At 72.9% G+C, this 20,574-nt stretch carries 17 protein-coding genes; 9 read left to right on the forward strand and 8 right to left on the reverse strand.

Translation table 11 applies throughout. The features are described from left to right. Window positions 1-53 precede the first annotated feature (53 nt). The gene (locus EOINJALH_RS27545) at window positions 54-755 is read left to right on the forward strand and encodes a response regulator transcription factor (RefSeq protein ID WP_088286262.1); all 702 of its coding nucleotides are present in this window, start codon (window positions 54-56) and stop codon (window positions 753-755) included. Here the strand turns inward: EOINJALH_RS27545 and EOINJALH_RS27550 are convergent. After that, complete coding sequence (locus tag EOINJALH_RS27550; RefSeq protein ID WP_158219920.1) at window positions 722-2,248, reverse strand: sensor histidine kinase KdpD; 1,527 nt, start codon at window positions 2,246-2,248, stop codon at window positions 722-724. The genes EOINJALH_RS27545 and EOINJALH_RS27550 overlap by 34 nt on opposite strands. A 302-nt stretch (window positions 2,249-2,550) precedes the next feature. On the opposite strand from EOINJALH_RS27550, the gene EOINJALH_RS27555 reads away from it, so the two are divergent. From EOINJALH_RS27555 to EOINJALH_RS27580, 5 genes are all read left to right on the forward strand, one after another. After that, entirely contained in the window at window positions 2,551-3,195 is a 645-nt protein-coding gene (locus EOINJALH_RS27555) for a response regulator transcription factor (protein ID WP_088286266.1), read from the forward strand. Window positions 3,196-3,250: 55 nt separating this feature from the next. Continuing rightward, window positions 3,251-4,972: a FecR domain-containing protein gene (locus EOINJALH_RS31470; RefSeq protein WP_144290201.1), complete on the forward strand. Its 1,722-nt coding sequence runs from the start codon at window positions 3,251-3,253 to the stop codon at window positions 4,970-4,972. Then, complete coding sequence (locus EOINJALH_RS27570) at window positions 4,969-7,377, forward strand: CHASE2 domain-containing protein (RefSeq protein WP_158219921.1); 2,409 nt, start codon at window positions 4,969-4,971, stop codon at window positions 7,375-7,377. The genes EOINJALH_RS31470 and EOINJALH_RS27570 overlap by 4 nt, the downstream gene beginning before the upstream one ends. A gap of 105 nt (window positions 7,378-7,482) precedes the next feature. Beyond that, entirely contained in the window at window positions 7,483-8,493 is a 1,011-nt protein-coding gene (locus EOINJALH_RS27575) for a hypothetical protein (RefSeq protein ID WP_088286270.1), read from the forward strand. Further along, window positions 8,493-9,203: a response regulator transcription factor gene (locus EOINJALH_RS27580; RefSeq protein ID WP_088286272.1), complete on the forward strand. Its 711-nt coding sequence runs from the start codon at window positions 8,493-8,495 to the stop codon at window positions 9,201-9,203. The genes EOINJALH_RS27575 and EOINJALH_RS27580 overlap by 1 nt, the downstream gene beginning before the upstream one ends. Before the next feature lie 72 nt (window positions 9,204-9,275). On the opposite strand, the gene EOINJALH_RS27585 is transcribed toward EOINJALH_RS27580, so the two are convergent. Then, complete coding sequence (locus EOINJALH_RS27585; RefSeq protein WP_088286434.1) at window positions 9,276-9,959, reverse strand: dienelactone hydrolase family protein; 684 nt, start codon at window positions 9,957-9,959, stop codon at window positions 9,276-9,278. A 131-nt stretch (window positions 9,960-10,090) separates the two neighbouring features. Between EOINJALH_RS27585 and EOINJALH_RS27590 the strand changes: the two genes are divergently transcribed. Both EOINJALH_RS27590 and EOINJALH_RS27595 read left to right on the forward strand, forming a co-directional pair. Further along, complete coding sequence (locus EOINJALH_RS27590; protein ID WP_199873489.1) at window positions 10,091-12,346, forward strand: protein-disulfide reductase DsbD; 2,256 nt, start codon at window positions 10,091-10,093, stop codon at window positions 12,344-12,346. 34 nt (window positions 12,347-12,380) lie between these two features. Then, a complete protein-coding gene (locus EOINJALH_RS27595; RefSeq protein WP_088286274.1) occupies window positions 12,381-12,998 on the forward strand; it encodes a thioredoxin family protein in 618 nt (205 codons plus the stop codon). A 90-nt stretch (window positions 12,999-13,088) separates the two neighbouring features. Here the strand turns inward: EOINJALH_RS27595 and EOINJALH_RS27600 are convergent, their stop codons facing one another. The 6 genes from EOINJALH_RS27600 to hutC are packed head-to-tail and all read right to left on the reverse strand — an operon-like array spanning window position 13,089 to window position 18,692. Continuing rightward, complete coding sequence (locus tag EOINJALH_RS27600) at window positions 13,089-14,474, reverse strand: formimidoylglutamate deiminase (RefSeq protein ID WP_088286276.1); 1,386 nt, start codon at window positions 14,472-14,474, stop codon at window positions 13,089-13,091. A gap of 52 nt (window positions 14,475-14,526) precedes the next feature. Further along, window positions 14,527-15,321, reverse strand: coding sequence for an N-formylglutamate deformylase (hutG, locus tag EOINJALH_RS27605; RefSeq protein ID WP_088286278.1), 795 nt, complete (start codon window positions 15,319-15,321; stop codon window positions 14,527-14,529). Next, the gene (hutI, locus tag EOINJALH_RS27610) at window positions 15,318-16,553 is read right to left on the reverse strand and encodes an imidazolonepropionase (RefSeq protein ID WP_088286280.1); all 1,236 of its coding nucleotides are present in this window, start codon (window positions 16,551-16,553) and stop codon (window positions 15,318-15,320) included. The genes hutG and hutI overlap by 4 nt, the downstream gene beginning before the upstream one ends. Then, window positions 16,550-17,137: a HutD family protein gene (locus EOINJALH_RS27615; RefSeq protein ID WP_144290202.1), complete on the reverse strand. Its 588-nt coding sequence runs from the start codon at window positions 17,135-17,137 to the stop codon at window positions 16,550-16,552. The genes hutI and EOINJALH_RS27615 overlap by 4 nt, the downstream gene beginning before the upstream one ends. Further along, a complete protein-coding gene (locus EOINJALH_RS27620) occupies window positions 17,134-17,955 on the reverse strand; it encodes a phytanoyl-CoA dioxygenase family protein (protein ID WP_088286284.1) in 822 nt (273 codons plus the stop codon). Before EOINJALH_RS27620 ends, EOINJALH_RS27615 begins: the two co-directional genes overlap by 4 nt. After that, complete coding sequence (gene hutC / locus EOINJALH_RS27625; protein ID WP_088286286.1) at window positions 17,952-18,692, reverse strand: histidine utilization repressor; 741 nt, start codon at window positions 18,690-18,692, stop codon at window positions 17,952-17,954. Before hutC ends, EOINJALH_RS27620 begins: the two co-directional genes overlap by 4 nt. 82 nt (window positions 18,693-18,774) lie before the next feature. Here hutC and hutU point away from each other — a divergent pair, with 82 nt between their 5' ends. Then, complete coding sequence (hutU, locus tag EOINJALH_RS27630) at window positions 18,775-20,562, forward strand: urocanate hydratase (RefSeq protein ID WP_088286288.1); 1,788 nt, start codon at window positions 18,775-18,777, stop codon at window positions 20,560-20,562. Window positions 20,563-20,574 lie beyond the last annotated feature (12 nt).

The raw sequence follows: 20,574 nt of genomic DNA on the forward strand, positions 1-20,574 counted from the left end.
ACTGGGGGGGGACGACGCGCCGTGCGCGAGCGCGCTCGCATAGACTGGAACGGATGCCTGCCGACACCGTCTCGACCTTGCCGCGGACCCTGGCGCTCGTCGACGACGACGCCGAGTACAGCGAGTTCCTGGCGCAGCACCTGCAGTCACTGGGCGTCGACGTGAGCCGCTTCGCGGACAGCAACGACCTGCTCACCAGCGCTGCGCCGTTCGGCTTCGGCTTCTACATCGTCGATCTCATGCTGCCCGGCGTCGACGGCGTCGACCTGATCGGCCTGTTGCGCCGTCGCACGCAGGTCGGCGTGGTGGTGGTGTCGGGTCGCGCGGCGCCGGACGTGTTCGCGTCGGTCATCGATGCCGGTGCCGACATGTACCTGGCCAAGCCGGTCAGCTTCGACCAGGTGGTGGTGGCCATCCGCGGCGTCCAGCGGCGGGTGGCCGCGCCGGTGTCGCAAGACTGGCTGCTCGATCTGCGCAGCAGCCGCCTGGTGGCGCCCGACGGGGCGCAGATCGCCCTCAGCGACGCCGACATGGCGTTGATGCAGTGCTTTCTCGACGCCGAGGGCAGCGTGGTGCCGCGCGACACGCTGTGCCGCAGCCTGGGCCATCCGGCCACGGCCGAAGGCGAGAACCTCCTCAGCGCCACGGTGTATCGGCTGCGGCGCCGCGTCGAACGCGCCACGCCGCTGCCGGTGCCGCTGCTCACCCAGGCCCGGGTCGGCTACGTGTTCCGCGCAGTGCTGAGACCGGCCTGATCCTGTCCCTGCGTTCCGTGGCGCGCGCGATGGCTGGTCGGCGGGCGGCTGATCGGCGACGCGTCGTCGGCCCGGTCCTGCGGCAGTGTCAGGCGGAAGATCGTGCCGCCGGCCGGATTCGGCCTCAGGTCGACGCTGCCGCCGTGCAGGTCCATCACCCGGCGCACCACGTGCAGGCCCAGGCCGTGCCCGGGGTTGCCATGGTCGCCACGGACGCCGCGCTCGAACAGCCGTGCGGCGAGTGCCTCGTCGACGCCCTGTCCCTCGTCGATCACCTCGAACACCAGCGCCAGCGGGTCGTCGCTGTCGGTCAGCAGCAGCACCACGGGCGACTCCGGCGGCGAATAGGTGAGCGCATTGCTCAGCAGGTTGCGCAGCGCCAGGCGCATCAGGCCGGCGTCCATCGACGCGGTGCGGGCATCGGCCTGTGTGCGCACGGCGACGCGATGGCGCTGTGACGCATCGAGGTCGCCGATGCACAGGGCCACCAGCGCTTCGACATCGCTGTCGCGCCGCTCCACCCGGTCGGGGCTGGCCAGCAGGGCGGTGGCGGCCAGCGTGTTGTCGAGCGTGCCGATGATCTGGCCCAGCACGAGTTCGGCACGCTGCACCCGCTGGCCTGCCGCGGCCGAGTCGGAGCCCGATGGGGCCAGCGCGCGCTGGGCGGCCTGAAGCGCTGCGGTGGCGTTGTTCAGCGGCTGGCGCACCTCATGGGCCAGCAGGCGCAGCATTTCGTCGCGTTCGTCGAGCCAGGCGCGCAGCTGGCCGGCGTGCTGCTCGGCGGCCAGGCGCTGGGCCGACTCGCTGGCCAGTTGCTGGGTCTGTTCCAGCTCATGGCGGTGCGCCCGTTCGATGGCCAGGCCCATGAAGCCGAGGTTGGCGTACAGCGCGACGACGAACGCCGTGACGACGGCGATCGTCACCGAACCAGCGGGGCGCGGTGCGGCGAACATGGCCCAGCCGCCGAGGCCGACATCCGCGGTCATCGCCACGAGCACCGCGGCCATCACCAGGTAGACCAGGGCGACCATGCGCGCCACGTGCAGGCCGGTGGCGCGCCAGACCTGTGCGGCCGTCCATCCGAGCCACAGCGTGCCAATGGTCGTGATGGCATTGACCGTGAGCACGCGCCAGCCGACCGACACCGCATCCGCCAGCAGGAACAGCAGCATCGATCCCGCCAGCGCCATGGCGCCGATGTCCCAGCGCGGGCGTTGGGCCATCTCCATGCGCAGCGAGGCCACCGCCACGGGGAAGCTGGCGAACGCCAGCAGATTGCCGATGTAGATCGACAGCCAGTCAGGCGCTGTGCCCCGCAGGCCGATCAGGACGAAGCCCATGCCATACAAGCTTGCCCCAACGCACCAGGCCAGCAGGCTGCCCTGCCCGTGACGGCCATGCAGGATCACCCACACGGTGGCCGGCATCAGCAGGTAGATCAGGCCGCCCATGCGGGCCGCGGTGCTGAAGTCGAAGTTCCAATCGGTCGGCATGCACCTTGCCTGCTCGAAGAGCCACTGCGGCGCCATTGGGCCATGGCACGGCGGCATGACCGTCGGCATGGCAGACTCCGCGGGTACCCACCTGGGCCACGGGCCGCGCCCGAGGCACCCCAGGGATGGGGTTATGATCGTTTGCATCATATGTGATGGTCAAGCGGCCACAACGGCGACGGGTCTGATCCGTCGGTTTCACCGGGATCGGTTCATGAGAAGTACTGCGTGCCCCCCTGCCCGGGCAAGCTCACCGCGATGGGCGTCCGTCTGCTCCAGGTTGTCGACGGGGCGTGCTGCGCATGGGTGACGACCAGGCCTTGCCGACGGCGCTGGTCGTCGACGACCACGACATCTTCCGCCTCGGCGTGCGGCACCTGCTGTCCGGCCGCGCGCAGGTCACCGAGGCCTCGTCGCTGCGCGAGGCGCGGGCCTGGCTGGCCGGGCATCGCTGCGACCTGCTGATGCTCGACCTGGGCTTGGGAGACGACTTCAGCCTGACCGCGCTGCCCACGCTGCGCGAGGCCCATCCCACCCTGCGCATCGTCGTGCTCACGTCGATGGACGAGACCCTGTACGCCGAGCGCGCGCTGCGCGCCGGTGCCGACGGCTATGTCATGAAGTCAGCGTCCACCCAGGCCATCCTCGATGCCGTCGATGCCGTGATGGCCGGCGGGATCTACCTGAGCCCGCGGCTCGGCGGGGCGGTGCTGCGGCGCATGGCCGGGCGCGACAAGGGCGCCGAGCGCCCGGAACTGTCGGCCCGCGAGATCGAGGTGCTGCGCCTGGTGGCCGAGGGCCGCTCGACGCGCGAGATCGCCGACGCGCTCAACCGCAGTGTCAAGACCATCGAGACCCACAAGCAGTCGTTGAAGGCCAAGCTGGGCGCCGATTCACCCGCCAAGCTGGTGCGCCTGGCCGTGGCCTGGTGTGGAGATGCCGCATGACCGGCCTGTCCGGCGGATTGCCCGCTCTTGTGTGCCCGCCGCGGGAGCGGCAGCCATGAGTCGGCGCCGGCTCGACGACGAGCTGCCGAAGCCGCCACTGGCCCGGACGCTGCGCGCCGGCGCCGTGGCCGTGGCCGCGGCCTGTGCGGTGCTGTCCTTCGCGGCCAGCGCCGCCGATCCCGTGGCGGCCGACGAGCCGGCCCATGTGCACACCACGGTGCGCGGCGACACGCTCATCGGCCTGGGCCGGCGCTACCTCGTCGATGCCGTGCGCTGGCCCGAACTGGCCCGTGTCAATGGCCTGCGCAACCCCAACCGCATCGCCACCGGTGCCACGCTGCGCATCCCGTATCGCCTGATGAGCAGCGACCCTGTGCCGGCCACCCTGGTCAGCGTGGTGGGCGAGGTGCGTGGCGCCGGCCAGGCCACGATGCAGGCGGGCCAGCCGGTGGCCGAGGGCGGCGAGGTGAACACGGGTGCCGATGGCCACGTCACCATCCGCCTCGTCGACGGCACCGTGCTGCGCCTGCGGCCCGCCAGCCGGCTGCAGGTGAGCGAATCGCGCAGGCTGCGCGACGCCGCGGCGGTGCAGTCCGGTGCCCGGCTCGAGCGCGGCCGTGTCGAGGTCGAGGCCGCGCCTGCGCCCGCCGGTCGCCCGGGTTTCCGCATCCACACGCCGCAGGGCGTGCTCGGCGTGCGCGGCACCGAGTTCCGGGTCGCGGTCGACACCGAGCGAGGCGTCACGCGCGGCGAGGTGCTTGGCGGCGTGGTGGCGGTGCAGGGCCACGACGGCGCGTTGCAGCGCCTGGAGGCCGGGCCCGGTGCCGTGCGGCTGGATGCCGGCCAGGGCACGCTCATCGGTGCCACCGGCCAGGTCGCCGTGCCGGTGCGCCTGCTCGGCATGCCCGACGTGTCGGTATTGCCGGCGCTGCAGGAGCGCCTGCTGGTGCGCTTTCCGCTGACGGCGATGGATGGGGCGGCGGCCTACCGCGGGCAGGTGGCGCTCGACGCCGGCTTCGAGAGGGTGCTGGCCGACCTCACCTCCGCGACGCCCGAGCTGCGCTTTGCCGGGCTGCCCGACGGCGACTACCTGCTGCGCGTGCGCGCCATCGATGGCCAGGGCCTGGAGGGCCGTGACGCCGATTTCCGCTTCCGCCTGAAGGCCCGGCCCGAGGCGCCGCTGCCGTCCGCACCAGCGCCGAAGGCCGTGCTGTTCGGCGACCGGGTCGAGCTGGCCTGGGCCGCCAACGCCGAGGCGCAGCACTACCGCCTGCGCCTGTCGCAGGAGCCCGACTTCAAGACCGTGCTGCGCGACCTGAAGGACGTGCGCGGCCTGCAGGCCGAGCTGGGCGGCCTGGTGCCCGGCACCTACCACTGGCAACTGGCCAGTGTGCGCGGCGAGGGCGACCAGGGCCCGTGGGGCGCGGTGCGCAGCTTCGACATCCGGCCGGTGCCAGCCGCGCCCAGCCCGCCGCGCATCGGCGATCAGTCGATCAACTTCTCGTGGGAAGGCCTGCCTGGGCAGACCTTCGAGTTCCAGGTCGCGCGCGAGCCCACCTTCGCGCAGCCGGTGCTGGTGCGGCAGCTCGATCAACCCTCCCTCGACCTGCCGTTGCCGGGCACGGGCCGCTTCTACGTGCGGCTGCGGGCCCGCGACCCCGACGGCTTCGTCGGCCCGTTCACCACGCCGCAGCACTTCGACGTGCCGAACTGCATGCGCGACTCGGCCGGCCAGTGCGTCCGGGCGGCCGACTCCACGCTGAACCTGCTGCCGTGAGCCCAGCCGCGCGCCACGCCGGCGCCGCGGGCCCCGGTTTTCTGGCGCGCTGGCGCGACGAACTGGCGATCGCCGCCGTGCTGGCGGCACTGGCCAGTGTGCTGGCGCTGGGTGGCTGGACGTGGCGGCTCGACCGCGTCGTCTACGACTTCGGGCTCACGGCCTGGCAGCGGCCGGCGCCGCCCGGCATCGTCATCGTGGCCATCGACGACGCCAGCGTCGAGGCGATCGGCCGCTGGCCATGGCGGCGTGCCGTGCACGCGTCGCTGATGGAGCGGCTGGCAGTGGCCCGGCCCAAGGCCGTGGCGCTGGACCTGGTGCTGAGCGAGCCCGACCCCGACCCGGTGCAGGACGTGCTGCTCGCCCGCGCGCTGGTGCGCGCCGCGCCGGTGATCGTGCCGGTGGTGTGGACGGCCGACCGCACGCGCACGGCCCTGCGCTGGGAGTCGGGCCCGCCGGTGCCGCTCGAGCCCGCCGCGCTGCTTCGTCCGTCGGTGCGCCTGGGCACGGCCGAGTCGGCGGTCGATGCCGATGGCGTGCTGCGCCATGCCTTCCTGCAGGCCGGTCCGTCGGCGGCGCCGTACCCGCACCTGGCATTGGCGCTGCTCGAGGCCGGAGGCGAATCCGTCCACCCGCGGGTGACCACCCTGAAGCGCGACGTTGGCCCGGAGACGGGCTGGCTGCGCGATGGCCAGTTGCTGATCCGCTATGTCGGCCCCCCCGGCACCGTCGATCGCGTGTCCTATGTCGATGTGCTGCAGGGCACCGTGCCGGCCGAGCGCCTGGCCGGCCGCTACGTGCTCGTGGGCATGACCGCGCAGGGCCTGGGCGACACGCTGGCCACGCCGGTGAATGCCTCGCACCAGGCCATGCCCGGCATCGAGGTGCTGGCCAACACGCTGTACACGCTGCGTTCGGGCGATGCGGTGCGCCCGGTGGACGATCGCACCCTGGCCGCCGGCTCGGCGCTGGCGCTGCTGGCGCTGACCCTCAGTTTCGGCCGCTTCGGACCGCGGGTGGCGCTGCCGACGGCGGTGGCCTCGGTGCCGCTGGCCGTGCTGGCCAGCCTGTTGTCGCTGAACGCCGGGCTGTGGTGGAGCCCGGTGCCCTACGCGCTGGCCGCGCTGCTGGCCTATCCGCTGTGGAGCTGGCGGCGCCTCGAGCGCGCGGTGGCGGGCCTGGACCAGGAGATCCAGCGCCTCGGTGCCGAGGCCTTGTTGCCGGGTGAACGCCCGGCGGTGGCGGTGGTGTCGCGCGTGGACGGGCAGGGCGACGTCATCGAGGCCCGACTGCAGACGCTGCAGCGCGCCGGCACGCTGGTGCGCCAGGCGCGGCAGTTCCTGGCCGATTCGCTGGCCGCCATGCCCACGGCCATGATGGTGGGCGACGAGCAGGCCCGCGTGGTGCTGGCCAACCCGAAGGCCGCGGTGCTGTTCGAGGTGGAATCGGCCGAAGACCTGCACGGCCTCGACCTGGTGCGCCTGCTGGGCGAACTGACGAGCACGCCCCCCTTCGACTGGCCGGCGGCCATTGCCGCCCTGAAGCCGGGGGCCGATGGCCTGGCGGTGGAAGGCCACCTGCGCGATGCGGGCGACTACGTCGTCCACGTCGCCGCGGTCGACCTGCAGGGGCTGCACCGCCTCATCGTCACGCTGGCCGACCTGCGGCCGGTCAAGCAGGCCCAGCGCGAGCGCGAAGAGGCGTTGGCCTTCGTCTCGCACGACCTGCGCTCGCCGGCCAACGCCATCGTGCTGCTGGCCGACCTGCACCTGAAGGGCCAGGCGTGCATGCCGCAGGACGACCTGCTGCGCGAGATGCGCCGGCTGGCCTCGCGCACGCTGGCGCTGTCGGACGATTTCGTGCGGGCCGCCCAGGCGCAGACCCAGGCGCTGGCCTTCGAGCCGGTGTCGGCGGGCGCGCTGGTGTCCGCCGCGGTGGCCGACCTGCAGCCCCAGGCCGCGGCGGGGCAGGTGGCCGTGTCCGTGCAATCGGCCGGACCCGACATCGCGCTGATGATGGACCGGCCGCTCATGTTGCGGGCCATCGGCAACCTGCTGGCCAACGCCATCCGCCACAGCCCGGTCGGTGGTCGTGTCCAGGCCTCGATGCGGGTCCAGGACGGGCGCTGGGTGCTGTGCTTGCGCGACGAGGGCCCGGGGCTCAGCGATTCGCAGCTGGCCCAGCTGGCCCGCGGCGACGAGGGCGCGGCCGTGCGCGACCCGCAGGGCGTCGGCCTGGGGCTGCTGTTCGTCCAGCGCGTGGCCCGGCGGCATGCCGGCAGCCTGCGGGCCGGCCGGGCGCCGGGGGGCGGGGGGGCGCAGTTCGAACTGGCGCTGCCGCTGGCCTTGACGGTCAGCGGCGGCGCCACCGCCGTGCCGCCGCCGGACTCCTCAGGGAATCCCTGAGCCGGGATTCGGGGAAAGCGGCGAGCCCGATTCAGGGCCCGCTGGATGGTCCGTGACCGCCGCCGCCCCTACGCTCCTGTCCATAGGAATGGGACAGGGCGCGACATGGACACTTCGGCAATCTGGCAAGGCAGCACCGCGCGGCGGCACCCGATCGAGACCGTGGCGGGCCACCGCATGGCCGCACCGCGTGGCCTGGTCGTCCAGCGCCTGGGTCTCGCCGAGCGCGATGCCGCGGCCGCCGAGTCGGCCCTGCACCGGGTGGGCGAACGCCTGGGGCTTCGCTTCCAGGTGCGCCACGATGCCGGCGACATCGTCCTGCTCGGTGGCAGCCTGGCCCGGCGCATGTCGAAGGAACTGATCGACGCCGTGCGCCAAGACCGGCCGCTGGTCGTGCTCGACACGACCGTCGCCAGCAGCGACGCGATGGAAATGAGCTTGTGGCAGCAGATCGAGCCGCTGGCCCTGGTGCGGCAGCAGCTGGACCGCCCGGCCGACCTGCGCGGCAGCCGCTGGATGGATCCGCACACCGGCGCCGACTCGGTGTTCGACACCGGGCTCGACGCGCCGCAGTCGACCGATGCGGCTTCCGTGTCCGACGGCGCCCCGCTGCTGCTGAAGCTGATGCACGGTGCCCGCGCGCCGTTCTCGCCGGTGCTGTCGGTGAGCTACAGGCCGGGCATGCACCTGCGCGTCGACTTCCAACGGCGCCAGGTCGTCCTCGACCCCGAGGCCCTTGTGCAGCTGCGCCTGCAGCAGGCCTTGCCGCAGGTGAACGACGGCGCACGGCCCGGCCCCCAGGCCGTGGTGCGCGACCTCGACGCCACGCTGTGGGACCTGGGCATCGCCGCGGGCCGCCTGCCGCTGATCGGCGCGCCGGACGACGGCTGGCATGCGCTGCTCCGGGGCACCGGTGCCGAACAGGTGGTGCGCTACACGCGGGTGCCACACGAACTGGACATCGCCCGGCGACTGCTGGGCGGGCCCGCGACGCCGGCCGCGCTGCGTCGCCTGTCCCGTGTCAGTCCGCTGCAGTTGCGCAGCGTGGTCCAGGCCTGCCTGCTGCTGGACCTGGTGGAGTGGGTCCGCGTCCCTTCGAATCTAGGAGCAATGTGATGGCAATGACTGAACTCGAGCCCCGGTCGGGGGTGCCGATCGTGTCGACCATGAGCTGGTCGCGTGTGTGCAAGGTGGATGCCGTGCGTGTATTCGTCGTCGACAGCTATCCGATGTTCCGGCGCGGCCTGGCCACCACGCTGGCCGCCGAGCGCGACCTGCTGTGGGTGGGCGAGGCCGCCGACGGCGCCGAAGCCCTGCGGGCGGCCCCGGCACTGGACCCCGACGTGGTGCTGATCGACCAGGACATGCCCGGCATGGACGGCATCGCCGCGGTGGCGGCGATGCGCCGCGCCATGCCGAGCGCGCGGCTGGTGCTGCTGACCACCCGCATCGATCCGCCCGACGTGCGCCGGGCGGTGGCCGCCGGCGCGTCGTGCGTGCTGCTCAAGAGTGCCTCGTCACAGGAGCTGGTCACGGCCATCCATGCCGTGCACCGCGGGCTGCAGGTGCATTCGCCGGCGTTGTCCGGCACCTCGGCCCCGGCCGACGGCTCCCGGGGCCTGGGGGCCGACCTCACGCCGCGCGAGCGCAGCCTGCTGGCACTGATGGCGTCCGGCCTGGCCAACCGAGAGATCTCCGAGCGCCTGGCCATCGCGATGCCGACGGTGAAGTTCCACGTCACCAACATCCTGGCCAAGTTGCACGTCGACAACCGCACGGCGGCGGTGCTGGTGGCGCTGCGCCACAAGCTGGTGCCGACGCCCTGAGCGCCGGCATGGTGTCCCGGCCCGCTCCGCCGGGCACCGGCCTGGCCACCGCCGGGTGGCCAGGCCGTTCGGTCAGGCCAGGTGCCTGCCGAAGAAGCTGAAAGTGCGGTCCCAGGCCACCTGCGCCCAGGCGGCGTCGTACTGGGTGATCGGGATGCGCCCGGGCCCCTGCGCGGTTTCATTGGCAAAGGCGTGGTGGGCCAGGTAGCGGTGGCCGGTGTAGCGCACGTCGGCGGCCTTCAGCTTCTCTTCCAGCGTGTCCACGGTGGCGATCGGGAACGGGTTGTCCTGCTCGGCCCAGTGGGCCATCACCGGCGCCTTGATCTTCGACGCGTCCAGGTACTCCAGCGGCGGGAAGCCGTACCACACCACGCCGGCGTCGGCCTCGGGCGATTGCGCCAGCGACAGCAGCGTCAGCGCGCCGCCCATGCAGTAGCCGGTGATGCCGACCTTGGCGGCCCGGCCCTTCAGGTATTGCACCGCGCCGCGCACGTCCTGCGAGGCGGCGTCGCCGAAGTTCAGGCCGCTCATCAGGTGGTGCGCCTCTTCGGCCGCCAGGGCCGACTTGCCGCGGTACAGGTCGGGCACCAGCGCCAGGTAGCCCGCCCGTGCCAGGCGCTCGGCCACGCCGCGGATCTGGTCGTTCAGGCCCCACCACTCCTGGATCACGACCACCGCCGGCGCGCCGGCGGCCTGCGCCGGCTCGGCCAGGTAGCCCGAGACGGTCTGCCCATCGGGGCGGGGGTAGGTGATCATGGTGCCCATGCGTGCTCCTCGCAGTCTGTGAAGCGGCACAGTAGAGTGCATCCGCGGGGGCAGCGTCAATCGGTGGCGCTGCGCAGCCTCGCGGCGGGTGCGCCGGGCACCTGAGCCCGGACCCTGCCTCGATGACCACACGCCTTATCGCACTGACCGCCTGTCTGCTGCCCGCCTGCCTGCGGCCCGACGCAAGGTCGACGGCCGGGTGGCTGTCGGTCCTTTGGCGGCCTGCCCTGTGGCTGCCGGCCCTGCTGGCGCTGTGCGGCGCGGGTGTGCAGGCCGCGTCGTCGGTGGTCACCACCGAACAGGTGCGCGCAGAACTGCTGGCCCACGCGCCCGAGGGCGTGGCCCCGGGCCGGCCGCTGTGGCTGGGCTTGAAGATCGAGCACCGGCCGCACTGGCACACCTACTGGAAGAACCCGGGCGATTCCGGCCAGGCCACCTCGATGGCCTGGGCCCTGCCGGCCGGCTGGGTCGCGGGCGACATCGCCTGGCCCACGCCGCGGCGCCTGCCCTACGGCCCGCTGGTCAACCTCGGGTACGAAGGCACGCTGCTGCTGCCGGTGCCGGTGACGGTGCCGTCGACCGCCGAAGGCGGCGCCGTCGAGCTCAGCCTCGAGGCCGACTGGCTGGTCTGCAAGGAGGTCTGCATCCCCGAGACCGGCCGTTTCGCGCTGCGCCTGCCGATGGGCCCGCCGCAGCGGGCGCAGGCGGCCTTGTTCGAGGCCGCGCTGGCGGCCGTGCCGCCCGTGCTGCCCGGCGCATCGGCAGTCGCCACCGTGCGCGACGGCACGCTCGCGCTGCAGGTGACCGGTTTGCCCGACGCATGGCAGGGGCGCCCCCTGGCCTTCCTGCCCGAGTTGCAGGGCGTGATCGACCATGCAGCGCCCCTGGCGGCGGCGTGGCAGGGCGAACGTTGGCAGGCCCGGGTGCCGCTGTCGGCGCAGCGCAGCCAGGGCCCGTCGGCGATGGCCGCGGTGCTGGTGGCGGACGGCGACCCGGTCGGTCGGCAGGTGCGCGTGCTGATCGATGGCCCCTGGCCAGCGCCGGGGGCGACCGCCTTCGCCCCGTCTGCAGCGCCAGAGGTGCCCGCGGCGCCGGCCGCAACGCCCGCGACGCGACCCACCACCGCCGGGCCCATGGTCTGGCTGCTGGCCTTCGCCGGCGGTCTGCTGCTCAACCTGATGCCCTGCGTGTTCCCGGTGCTGTCGCTCAAGGTGCTGGGCTTCGCGACCCACGCGCAGGAGCGGCGATTGCTGCTGGCCGGCGGGCTGGCCTACACCGCGGGCGTGGTCGCCAGCTTCCTGGCGCTGGCCGGCCTGCTGATCGCGCTGCGGGCGGGTGGCGAGCAACTGGGCTGGGGCTTCCAGCTGCAGTCGCCGGGGGTGGTGGCGGCGCTGGCGGTGCTGTTCACGGTGATCGGGTTGAACCTGGCCGGGCTGTTCGAGTTCGGCGCGGTGCTGCCGGGCTCGCTGGCGTCGTGGCGGGCCCGGCACCCGCTGGTCGATTCGGCCTTCACCGGCGTGCTGGCCGTGGCGGTGGCCTCGCCCTGCACGGCGCCGTTCATGGGGGCCTCGCTGGGCGTGGCGGCCACGCTGCCGGCCGTGCAGGCGCTGGCCGTCTTCGCAGCACTCGGCCTGGGCATGGCGGCGCCCTTCCTGGCCTGCAGCGCATGGCCGTCACTGGCCCGGGCGCTGCCGCGACCCGGGGCCTGGATGCTGCACTTCAGGGCGCTGATGGCCTTCCCGATGTTTGCCACGGTGGTCTGGCTGCTGTGGGTGCTGGGCCAGCAGGTGGGCGTCGACGGCATGGTGTCGGTGCTGGGCCTGCTGCTGGCGATGACGTTCGTGGCCTGGGCCAACGGCACCATCGGGCTGAGCGTGTGGTCGCATGGCACCCTGCGCGTGCTGACGGTGGCGATGTTCGTGGCCACGCTGGCCTGGGCCTTGCCGGCCCTGCAGCCGGAGACCGGGCGCCGTGCGCGGGCCGACGATGGCGCGCTGCAGGCTGCCGCCGCCCACGCGGCCGACGACGCTGCCGCCGGCTGGCAGGCCTGGTCGGCTCGGCGGGTGCAGGACGCGCTGGCGCAAGGCCGGCCGGTGTTCGTCGACTTCACCGCCGCATGGTGCGTCACTTGCCAGGTCAACAAGCGCACCGTGCTGGCCGATGCCCAGGTGCTGGCCGACTTCCAGGCGGGGCGCGTGCTGCTGCTGCGCGCCGACTGGACGCGCCGCGACGCCGCCATCGCCGCCGAACTGGCCCGCCTGGGCCGCAACGGCGTGCCGGTGTACGCGCTGCATGCCCCTGGTTCGACATCGCCGCGGCTGTTGAGCGAAATTCCGTCCGTGCGCGAGATCCGCGAGGCACTGGCCTCGCTGCGCTGAGCCCGTCCGCCCACCCTTGCCCGAGGAGCCCCCGATGAAGCGTCGCCATGTCGTCCCCGCCTTGATCGCCTGCCTGGCCCTGTCCGCCGGCGTGGCACGTGCCGCCGCATCGGTGGGCCAGCCGGCACCGCCCTTCACCGCCACCGACACCTCGGGCAAGGCCGTGTCGCTGGCCGACTTCAAGGGCCGGCACGTTGTGCTGGAATGGGTGAACCCTGGCTGCCCCTATGTGCGCAAGCATTACTCGGCTGGCAACATGCAGGCCACGCAGAAGGCGGCGGTGGGCCAGGGCGTGGTGTGGCTGGCCATCAACTCCACCGCGACCGATGCCAGCGACCACCTGCGGCCCGCCGCGATGGCCGCGTGGATGAAGGAGCAGAACGCCGCCGCCACCGCCACGCTGATGGACGCCGACGGCAAGGTCGGCCGGGCCTACGGCGCGCGCACCACGCCGCACATGTACGTGATCGACCCGAAGGGCACGCTGGTGTACGTCGGTGCCATCGACAGCAAGCCCACCGCGCGCGCGGCCGACATCGCCACGGCCACCAACCACGTCACCCAGGCGCTGGCCGACACGCTGGCCGGCAAGGCCGTGGCCACGCCGGTGACGCAGGCCTACGGCTGCAGCGTGAAGTATTCTTCGATGTGAGCGTTCATTCGCCGGCGGCATGCCGGCACAAGGCGCGGGCGGCAGCCCCGCGGCTTCTCGTCGTTCGGCAGACCGTCGGCGGTGCCACCCTCAGGCCGGCGCCCACAGCCCCCGCATCGTCGCCGCATAGGCCTCGGCGATGCGCGGCGCGGCCCGATGGCGGCCGTCGCTGACCTGGCATTCGCCGGCCACCCACACCTGAGCGAAGACCGGCCCGTCGGTGGCGAACACCAGCGCATCCAGCGCGTGCGTGGCCGGCATGCCCAGCAGCCCGGGCGCCTGCGGGTCGAGCACCAGCAGGTCGGCCCGCGCCCCGGCCACCAGGCCCCAGGTGCCGAAGCCGGCCGCGGCCGCGCCGCCCGACACGCAGCCGTCGAACAGCCGGTGCGCGGTGGCCGGCCGGCCATGCTGCGGCGCCGCGGCCACGTTGCGCTGGCGCAGGGCCAGGCGCTGGCCGTATTCCAGCAGCCGCAGCTCGGCCGGCCAGGCGCGGGCCACGTGGCTGTCGGTGCCGATGGAGGTGACGGCACCGTGGGCCAGCCAGGCCGGCAGGTCGCACAGGCCGTCGCCCAGGTTGCCCTCGGTCGACGGGCAGATCACCACCCCCGCGCCGGCGCGGGTGACCGCCTCGATCTCCGCCGCCGTGGCGTGCGTGGCATGCACCAGCTGCCAGCGCGCATCCAGCGGCACGTGCGCGGCCAGCCACTCGATCGGGCGCTGCCCGGTGGCGGCCAGGCAGTCGTCGACCTCGCCGGTCTGCTCGGCGATGTGGACGTGGATCGGCGCCGGGTCGTCGCCGAGCCCTTGCACCAGCCGTGCGATGCTGGCCGGTGCGGCCGCGCGCAGCGAGTGGATGGCCACGCCCGCGTCCACCCGCGGTTCGCCCAGCGCGCGCACGCCGTCGCGCAGCGCCAGCACGTCGTCTGCCGTGGTGGCAAAGCGGCGCTGGTCGTCGCGCAGCGCGGGTTGGCCGAAGCCGGCGCGCTCGTACAGCACCGGCAGCAGCGTCAGGCCGATGCCGGTGGCCCGGGCGGCGCGCGCCAGGGCGCGGCACATGGCCAGCCGGTCGCCGTAGGGCCGGCCGTCGGGCGCATGCTGCAGGTAGTGGAACTCGCACACCTGGGTGAAGCCGCCCTGCAGCAGCTCGGCATACAGCTGCGCGGCCACGGCCTCCAGGGCCTCGGGCGACAGGCGCAGCGCCACCGCGTACATGCGGTCGCGCCAACCCCAGAAATCGTCCTGCGCCGACTCGCGCCGTTCGGCCATGCCGGCAAAGGCGCGCTGGAAGGCATGGCTGTGCGCGTTCACCATCGCCGGCAGCGCCGGGCCGGGCAACACCGTGGCGTCGGGCGGGGCGGGCACACCCGATTGCACCGACACGAAGCGGCCATCGGCGCCGACATGCAGCAGCACGCCGTCGTGCCAGCCATCGGCCAGCCAGGCCCGGGCGGCCCACAGCAGGCGTGCCCGGCTCATTTCACTGTTCCCGGCCCGGTGGCGTGGCCACCGCAGGCATGGCGGCCGGGCGTCATGGGCGGAAGGCCAGCATGGCCTGCACCAACTGCCGCAGCAGCGGCTGCGCGGCACTGGCGCGCGGCTCGTCCCAGTCGAAGGGCGGCGCCTCGTGCATGTAGCAGCGCCAGCACATCTCGAGCTGCACCGCGTGGATGCCCTCGTCCGGCCGGCCGTATCGGCGGGTGATGTGCCCGCCCTTGAAGCGGCCATCGACGACGTGGGTGTACCGGTGCTGGCCGGCCAGCACCTGCGACAGCGCCTCGCGCAGCGACGGTGCGCAACTGCGCCCGTCCACCGTGCCCAGGTTCAGGTCCCACAACTGGCCCTCGAACAGCCAGGGCAGCTCGCTCTTGATGCTGTGGCCATCGAACAGCACCGCGTGGCCGTGCTCGGCGCGCAGGCGCTGCAGTTCGCCCTGCAGGGCGTCGTGGTACGGGCACCACCATTGCTGCACACGGCGGGCCACCTCGGCGTCGTCTGGCCCCTGGCCCGGCCGGTACAGCGGTTCGCCGGTGAAGAAGCGGCTGGGGCACAGCTCGGTGTTGTTGGCGCCGGGGTACATCGGCGCGTTCTCGGGCGGCCGGTTCAGGTCGACCACATAACGGCTGATCTGGGGCACCAGCACGCTGACGCCCAGGTCGAGCGCGAAGGCGTAGAGCCGCTCGAGGTGCCAGTCGGTGTCTTCCACCTGCAGGGCCCGATCGACATAGCGCGGGCGCAGCGCGTCGGGGATGTGGGTGCCGACATGCGGCAGACTCAGCAGCAGCGGCGTGCGGCCGCGGTGCAGGGTGAACACGGCGTCGGTCATGGGGTGATCTCCTGCCCGCCGAGCACCACGCGCCGGCAGGGGTTGCGGCCGAACCAGTAGGCCAGTTCGCGCGGGTGGTCGACGTCGTGCACGGCAAAGTCGGCACGGCAGCCGGCGGCCAGGCGGCCGTGCGTGGCGGCCAGGCCCAGCGCGCGGGCGGCGTGCACGGTGACGCCGCGCAGCGCCTCCTCTGGCGTCAGGCGGAACAGCGTGCAGGCCATGTTGAGCATCAGCAGCAGCGACAGCCCCGGCGACGATCCGGGGTTGTGGTCGCTGGCGATGGCGATGGGCACGCCGGCCGCGCGCAAGGCGGCCACGGGCGGCAGCTTCGTCTCGCGCAGGAAGTAGTAGGCGCCGGGCAGCAGCACCGCCACCGTGCCGGACGCGGCCATCGCCCGGATGCCCTCGTCGTCGAGGTGCTCGAGGTGGTCGCACGACAACGCGCCGTAGCCGGCGGCCAGCGCCGCGCCATGCTGGTTGGTCAACTGCTCGGCGTGCAGCTTGACCGGCAGGCCCAGCGCGCGGGCGGCGTCGAACATGCGCCGGGTTTGAGCCGGCGTGAAGGCGATCTCGTCGCAGAAGGCGTCGACCGCGTCGACCAGCCCTTCGGCGTGCAGGCGCGGCAGCCAGGCGCAGGCGGCGTCGAGGTAGGCGTCGGGCTGGCCGCTGAATTCGGGTGGCAGCGCATGCGCAGCCAGGCTGGTGCAGCGCACGCCGATCGGCAGCTCGCGGCCCAGGCGGCGGGCCACGCGCAGGCAGCGTGCCTCGGTGTCGGCGTCCAGGCCGTAGCCGGACTTGATTTCGACCGTGGTCACGCCCTCGGCGCGCAATGCCAGGGCCCGTGGGCGGGCCAGCGCGAACAGCGTGTCTTCGTCGGCCGCCCGCGTGGCGGCCACGGTGGAGCGGATGCCGCCGCCCGCGCGGGCGATCTGGTCGTAGCTGGCGCCTTCGAGCCGCTGCTCGAACTCGCCGGCGCGGTGGCCGCCGTAGACGAGGTGGGTGTGGCAGTCGATCAGCCCGGGGGTGACCAGCGCACCGCCGAGCGAGTGCTCGTGCACGGCTTCGTGGGCCTTTTCGGTGGCCAGCGCGGCGGGCAAGTCGGCCTCGTCGCCCACCCACTGCAGGGTGTCGCCGCGGACCAGCATCGCGCCGCGCTCGATCCAGCCCCAGGCCGCAGCGCCGTCCATCGTGGCCAGGCGTGCGTCGCGCCACAGCGTCAGCGCCTTGGTCATGCCGACGCTCCCGGGGCGAAGTCCATCCACCAGGCCAGTGGCGTGTCGCTGTCGGCGACGGCACGCCAGCGCTGGCGGCCGCCATGGGTGCTGACGGCCAACGTCCACGCGGGCACGCGGGCGGCGTCGGCGTCGTCGATCTGCAGCGTCAGCGGCTCGGTGGTGAACAGGGCGCGCAGCGGTGCGGTGGAGAACCACTCGTCGATAGCCCGGACGCGCTGCAGGGTCGCCCGCCCGGCGTCGCGCCGGGCCATCAGGTTGAGATCGCGCGTGGCCCCGCCCTGCAGGCTGCAGCCCGGGGCCTGGCCGCCGTCGAAGTGCAGCGGTGGGCTGTCGGTGTCGAGCACGTGGCGCTCTTGGCCGATGCGCAGCACAACCCCAGCGCCCTGGGCCACGGCAAACCAGCGGTCCACGCCGGGGTAGGCCGAGAACGGGCCGTCCTCGGCGATGTCGGCCACGCTGATGCGGCATTGCCAGTGCTCGGTCGATGGCCAGGCCAGCAATTCGCGGGTGGCGCCGAGGCCGTTGCGCCAGGCCTGTGGCGGCACGGCCGACACGGCGATGAGTTGCAGTGCGTTCGTCATCGTGGCCACAGCCTCGGGAAGAGTGGATGGTCGAGTGCGGCGCCGGCCGGCAACTCGTCGGTGAGCCCCGGGAAGTCGGGCGAGGTCTTCCAGCGCCGCGGCGCATGCCGCATGTCGTCGCCCAGCACGCGCAGCGAGAACACGCGGCGGCGACGGTCGCCGTCCACCCCGCCGGCGGCGTGCAGCGCCAGCATGTGGAAGGCCACCACGTCGCCGGGTTCCAGTGCCCAGCCCAGGATGGGCAGCGTGTCGCGCTGGCGCTCGAGGTCGGGCAGTTCGGCCAGGCTGCCCTCGGGGAACCAGCGCGCCTCGTTCGTCATGAAGGTGCGCGGCATTAGCCACGGGCCGCGGTGCGAGCCGGCGACGAACTCCAGCGTGGAATGCCGCCGCACCGGGTCGACCGGGATCCAGAAGCTCACGTTCTGGCGGCCGTCGACGTTGTAGTAGGGCTGGTCCTGGTGCCAGGGTGTGGCCTGCCGGGTGCCGGGCTCCTTGGTCAGCATGTGGTCGTGGTACAGGCGCACGGTGGTGCTGCCCATCAGCGCCGCGGCGGCCTCGGCCAGGGCGGAGCCGAAGATCACGTCGCGGTAGGCCGGGTTGTCGGCCCAGCAGCAGAAATCCTCGATGAAGAAGCCGGGGTCGTCGGGCCGGCTGGCGACGATGGCGCGCGGGCTGGGCGCGGCGAGGTTGGCGTCGATGCCCTCGCGCAGCCGCGCCACCTCGGCCGGCGACAGCAATTGCCGCAGGCACACGGCGCCGTCGCGGGCGTAGTCGGCCACGTCGTCGGGCGACACGCGCAGGGTGGAAGCCTGGCTCACGGCGAGAACTCCCCCTGCAAGGTGTAGCGGCTGCCGGGCTGCACCAGCCGCGCCAGCGTGATGGGTTCGTTGCGGCTGAAGGTGCGCCGCACGATGACGAGGCAGGGCTCGTCGGCGCCGATGCCCAGCAGCTGTGCCTCTTGCGCCGTGGGCCGCGCAGCCTCGATCGAGTACTGCGCGCGCCACAGCTCGGTCACCTGGAACAGGTAGTGCGTCGGCGTGGTCTGGGTGAAGTCGACGCCCAGGTAGCCGGGCGCGCAGGCCGGGTTCACATAGCGGTCTTCGCACTGCAGCGGCAGGCCGTCCTCGTGGTGCACGATCAGGGTGTGGAAGACCTCGGCGCCCGGCGCCAGGCCCAGCTGCCCGGCCAGGGCGGCGGCGGCCTGCTCGGCGCGGCACAGGTGCACCTCGGCCCGGTGGTGGTGGCCGCGCGATTCGATCTCGTCGTGCAGATCGTGGATGGTCAACGTGGACGACACCTTGTGCAGCGGCGCGGCGTAGGTGCCCGCGCCCTGCACCCGGGTCACCATGCCGTCGGCCTGCAGCTCGCGCAGGGCCCGGTTCACCGTCATGCGGCTGACGCCGAACTGCGCCACCAACTCGGCTTCCGACGGCATCAGCTCGCCGGCGGCCCAGCGGCCGCGCGCCAGTTCGTCGCGCAGGTGCTGCTTGACGCGGGCATAGGGCGGACCGGCGGACCTGGCTGACGTTCGCGGCGAAACCTTGGTGGAAACCATGGCATCGATGCTACTTGCATCGACTTGTCTAGACAAGTACAGTCCGACCCCATCGAGATCAGTGACTACCCGGAGACCCGCCATGACCGACCTGTCCCCGTTGCACCGCGTGGCCCAGCCGCACCCCGTGAAGGCGCCCACCGGCACCACGCTGCACTGCCGCAACTGGCTGATCGAGGCGGCGTACCGCATGCTGCAGAACAACCTCGACCCGGCCGTGGCCGAAAACCCCGATGCGCTGGTGGTCTATGGCGGCATCGGCAAGGCCGCCCGCAACTGGGACTGCTACGAGCAGATCCTGCAGTCGCTGTGCGAGCTGAAGGAAGACGAGACCCTGCTCATCCAGTCGGGCAAGCCGGTGGGCGTGTTCCGCACCCACGCCGACGCGCCGCGCGTGCTGCTGGCCAACTCGAACCTGGTGCCCAAGTGGGCCACCTGGGAGCACTTCGACGAGCTCGACCGCAAGGGCCTGATGATGTACGGCCAGATGACCGCCGGCAGCTGGATCTACATCGGCAGCCAGGGCATCGTGCAGGGCACCTACGAAACCTTCGTCGAGGCGGGGCGGCAGCACTATGGCGGTCGCTCGCGCCCGAGCGCCGGGCCGCCCCAAGCCGGGCGCGATCCCCTCGGGGGATCGGACGACGTACTCGTCGACCGAGGGGCCCACTGGATTGGCAAATGGATCCTCACCGCCGGCCTGGGCGGCATGGGCGGCGCCCAGCCGCTGGCGGCCACCTTCGCCGGCGCCTGCTCGCTCAACATCGAGTGCCAGCAGTCGCGCATCGACTTCCGGCTGCGTTCGCGCTACCTCGACGAGCAGGCCACTGACCTTGACGACGCGCTGGCCCGGCTGGCGCGCTACACCGAGGCCGGCCGGGCGGTGTCGATCGGCCTGTTGGGCAATGCGGCCGAGGTGTTGCCCGAGCTGGTGCGACGAGCCCGCGTCGGCGGCCTGCGGCCTGACCTGGTGACCGACCAGACCTCGGCGCACGACCTGGTCAACGGCTACCTGCCACCGGGCTGGAGTGTGGAGCGCTGGAAGCTGGCCGCCGCCGACAGCGGCCAGCACGCCGAACTGCGCGCCGCCGCGGCCCAGGGCTGCGCCATCCACGTGCAGGCCATGCTCGATTTCCAGGCCATGGGCGTGCCCACCGTGGACTACGGCAACAACATCCGCCAGGTGGCCTTCGACACCGGCGTGAAGAACGCCTTCGCCTTCCCGGGCTTCGTGCCGGCCTACATCCGGCCGCTGTTCTGCCGCGGCAAGGGGCCGTTCCGCTGGGTGGCGCTGAGCGGCGACCCGGAGGACATCCGCAAGACCGACGCCAAGATGAAGGAGCTGTTCCCCGAGGACGCGCACCTGCACCGCTGGCTGGACATGGCCGGCGAGCGCATCGCCTTCCAGGGCCTGCCCGCGCGCATCTGCTGGATCGGCCTGGGCGAGCGCCACCGCGCCGGCCTGGCCTTCAACGAGATGGTGAAGTCGGGCGAGCTGAAGGCGCCCATCGTGATCGGCCGCGACCACCTGGACAGCGGCTCGGTGGCCTCGCCCAACCGCGAGACCGAGGCCATGAAGGACGGCAGCGATGCCGTCAGCGACTGGCCGCTGCTCAACGCGCTGCTCAACACCGCGGGCGGTGCCACCTGGGTCAGCCTGCACCACGGCGGCGGCGTCGGCATGGGCTACTCGCAGCACAGCGGCGTGGTGATCGTCTGCGACGGTACCGACGCTGCGGCGAAGCGCATCGAACGCGTGCTCTGGAACGACCCCGGCACCGGCGTGATGCGCCATGCCGACGCCGGCTACGACGAAGCCATCGCCTGCGCCCAGGCGCAGGGGCTGAACCTGCCGATGGTGAAAGCATGACGGCCCCCAGCT

The organism is Ideonella sp. A 288 (genome assembly GCF_002198735.1).
Classification (GTDB): domain Bacteria; phylum Pseudomonadota; class Gammaproteobacteria; order Burkholderiales; family Burkholderiaceae_C; genus Pseudaquabacterium.

Coding starts and splice junctions, on each gene's coding strand:
- EOINJALH_RS27545 (WP_088286262.1), top strand. CDS start 54: ATGCCTGCCGACACCGTCTCGACCTTGCCGCGGACCCTGGCGCTCGTC.
- EOINJALH_RS27550 (WP_158219920.1), bottom strand. CDS start 2,248: ATGCCGACCGATTGGAACTTCGACTTCAGCACCGCGGCCCGCATGGGC.
- EOINJALH_RS27555 (WP_088286266.1), top strand. CDS start 2,551: ATGGGTGACGACCAGGCCTTGCCGACGGCGCTGGTCGTCGACGACCAC.
- EOINJALH_RS31470 (WP_144290201.1), top strand. CDS start 3,251: ATGAGTCGGCGCCGGCTCGACGACGAGCTGCCGAAGCCGCCACTGGCC.
- EOINJALH_RS27575 (WP_088286270.1), top strand. CDS start 7,483: ATGGACACTTCGGCAATCTGGCAAGGCAGCACCGCGCGGCGGCACCCG.
- EOINJALH_RS27580 (WP_088286272.1), top strand. CDS start 8,493: ATGGCAATGACTGAACTCGAGCCCCGGTCGGGGGTGCCGATCGTGTCG.
- EOINJALH_RS27585 (WP_088286434.1), bottom strand. CDS start 9,959: ATGATCACCTACCCCCGCCCCGATGGGCAGACCGTCTCGGGCTACCTG.
- EOINJALH_RS27590 (WP_199873489.1), top strand. CDS start 10,091: ATGACCACACGCCTTATCGCACTGACCGCCTGTCTGCTGCCCGCCTGC.
- EOINJALH_RS27595 (WP_088286274.1), top strand. CDS start 12,381: ATGAAGCGTCGCCATGTCGTCCCCGCCTTGATCGCCTGCCTGGCCCTG.
- EOINJALH_RS27600 (WP_088286276.1), bottom strand. CDS start 14,474: ATGAGCCGGGCACGCCTGCTGTGGGCCGCCCGGGCCTGGCTGGCCGAT.
- hutG (WP_088286278.1), bottom strand. CDS start 15,321: ATGACCGACGCCGTGTTCACCCTGCACCGCGGCCGCACGCCGCTGCTG.
- hutI (WP_088286280.1), bottom strand. CDS start 16,553: ATGACCAAGGCGCTGACGCTGTGGCGCGACGCACGCCTGGCCACGATG.
- EOINJALH_RS27615 (WP_144290202.1), bottom strand. CDS start 17,137: ATGACGAACGCACTGCAACTCATCGCCGTGTCGGCCGTGCCGCCACAG.
- hutC (WP_088286286.1), bottom strand. CDS start 18,692: ATGGTTTCCACCAAGGTTTCGCCGCGAACGTCAGCCAGGTCCGCCGGT.
- hutU (WP_088286288.1), top strand. CDS start 18,775: ATGACCGACCTGTCCCCGTTGCACCGCGTGGCCCAGCCGCACCCCGTG.